The 2,136-nt window shown below is 69.5% G+C and carries 1 protein-coding gene and 2 pseudogenes; 1 reads left to right on the forward strand and 2 read right to left on the reverse strand.

Annotation, left to right across the window (positions count from 1 at the left end):
* Positions 1–1,016, reverse strand: a 1,016-nt coding sequence (locus tag EET03_RS32530) for a PE family protein (protein ID WP_167470693.1), incomplete at its 3' end; no start/stop codon positions are given.
* A 547-nt stretch (positions 1,017–1,563) separates the two neighbouring features.
* Here EET03_RS32530 and EET03_RS32790 point away from each other — a divergent pair.
* Positions 1,564–1,782: pseudogene (locus tag EET03_RS32790) on the forward strand (DUF6777 domain-containing protein); the annotation flags it as partial.
* 33 nt (positions 1,783–1,815) lie between these two features.
* On the opposite strand, the pseudogene EET03_RS30950 reads toward EET03_RS32790, so the two are convergent.
* Positions 1,816–2,136, reverse strand: a pseudogene (locus EET03_RS30950) (hypothetical protein); the annotation flags it as partial.

Genomic DNA, 2,136 nt, shown 5'->3' on the forward strand with positions numbered 1-2,136 from the left:
CCGGTGCCGCCGTCACCGCCATCACCGCCGGTGCCGGCCAGGGAGAACTGCGTGCCCGGGGCGCCCTGCGCGCCCGTCCCGCCCACGCCGCCGTCACCGCCGACACCGCCGCCCCCGCCGGTCCCAAACAGCCCGATCGCGCGGCCGCCGACACCACCGACGCCGCCCGGGCCGCCATGGCCCGCGGACGCGCCGGGCGCGGCCATCGGGTCGGCGGCCGCGTTATAGCCGGGTCCGCCCTGCCCACCGGCGCCACCGGCACCGGCGGCTCCGAACCACTGATAACTGGTGCCGCCGGACCCGCCGTGACCACCCATGCCGGCCGCCGCGGTGGCCGAACCGGCCGCACCCAGTCCGCCGACGCCGCCGGCGCCGCCGCCGCCGAAGATCAGTCCACCGGCACCACCGTTTCCTCCGGTACCGCCGGCCGCGCCGCTGCCCGCATAGGCGGTCCCGCCGGACCCGCCGTAACCGCCGGAGCCGAACAGGAACGCCGACCCACCGGCCCCGCCACTGCCACCGGTGGGGCTGGTGGCCGTACCCGGCGTGCCCGACCCGCCATCGCCGCCGTTGCCCCACAACCATCCACCGGGACCACCCGCCTGCCCGGTGCCCGGCGCCCCATTGGTGCCCGGGCCAAACAGCGGGCGCCCCGTGAACTGCTGGACCGGCGTATTGATGGCGTCTTGCACCCCCGCGGCCGCAGACGCGGCCGCTTGCAGCGGCGACGCGCTGGCGGCCTCAGTGGCCGCATACAAGAACCCACCGCCATTCAGCGCCTGCACGAACTGGTCATGAAACAGCGACACCTGCGCGCCCAGCTCCTGAAACTGCTGGGCGTAACCACCAAACAACTTCGCAACCGCCGCCGACACTTCGTCCTCAGCCGCCGCCACAATCGACGTCGTCGAGCCCGCCGCCGCCACACGGGCCTCCCTGATCGACGACCCCAGGCTGGTCAAGCTGGAAGACGCTGCGGCCAACTCGTCGGGCGCGGCGAACAAGAAAGATGACATGCTAACCCCATCACGAGCGAGTGGCCCAAGTCCGAGTAGGACTCCTCAAGACTGTTTCGAGACGCTACGCTCGCCCGCTCGAAGCATCGCCGCACCTTTGCGATCTGTGACCCAAGGCCCGTGATTTGGGGACTTAAGTCACACCTCGTAAGGCCAACAAATGACCTGCGGCGAACACCGCGCAGACCAAACGCCCCGACAGAATCGCGACGGGCAAGCCCAATCCCAAGACGGCGCGAGGGGAGGGGGGTCAAATGTTGCTTTGCTCAGAAAGAACAAGACCGTGCCGGAACTGGCGTCTCTCCGCTGAACAGTCGGAGCGAAAACCAGCAAACGATCCGCAAATCGCCCCGAATCTCGTCTTGTGCGCGTGAAAAGCGGCTTATACCAACGAATTTTGGCGGTTGGGGTGGTTGAAAACCGTTGTCGCGCAGCGGCAGCCGCGCAGCTATTTCCGCAGGCCAAACGAGGTGTGCGTGTTCAGGCGATGAGGTGATCATCGCGAATTACCGCCGGTGGCCGCGCGCCGAACTGATCCCGCGGTTGCGTGAGCAGGGCTTGTCCGACCGTCCCTACCAATGCCGGACGGACACCCACCGGAGGTCAGACAGTCGTCGGAACAGTCGCCGGAAACACTGACGGCCTCTACGGCGGCACCCTCAACGAGGGGTCCTGTGACCGCGAGAAACAGATCGCCTTTCTTCAGGCCAATCCCGACAAGGCCGCCGCCTTCGCCCGCGTCCTGGGCATCACACCTGACCAGATCCCCGATTACCTGCACGGCCTCACGCCCGTGGTGCTACGTCATGACACCCGGGTAACCAACGGTGCCGCCGGCACCGCCCTTACCGCCCGTCCCGTTCGTGAAGCCAATCCCACCGGTGCCACCGTCGCCACCGGGGCCACCGTTCCCGATGAAGTTGGCGTTGCCGCCATTACCGCCGTCACCGCCCGGCCCACCGACGGCGGTGCTAGCGACTGCTGAGTTGTCGCCACCGGCGCCACCCACGCCGCCCCAGCCGCCGCCGCCGTACAGCAGCCCGACGGTGCCGCTGTTACCGCCGTTGCCGCCGTTGCCGGCCACGGTGCCTTTCCCGGCGCCCCCGCCGTCACCACCGGC

The sequence above is a fragment of the Mycobacterium innocens genome (assembly GCF_900566055.1).
GTDB lineage: Bacteria > Actinomycetota > Actinomycetes > Mycobacteriales > Mycobacteriaceae > Mycobacterium > Mycobacterium innocens.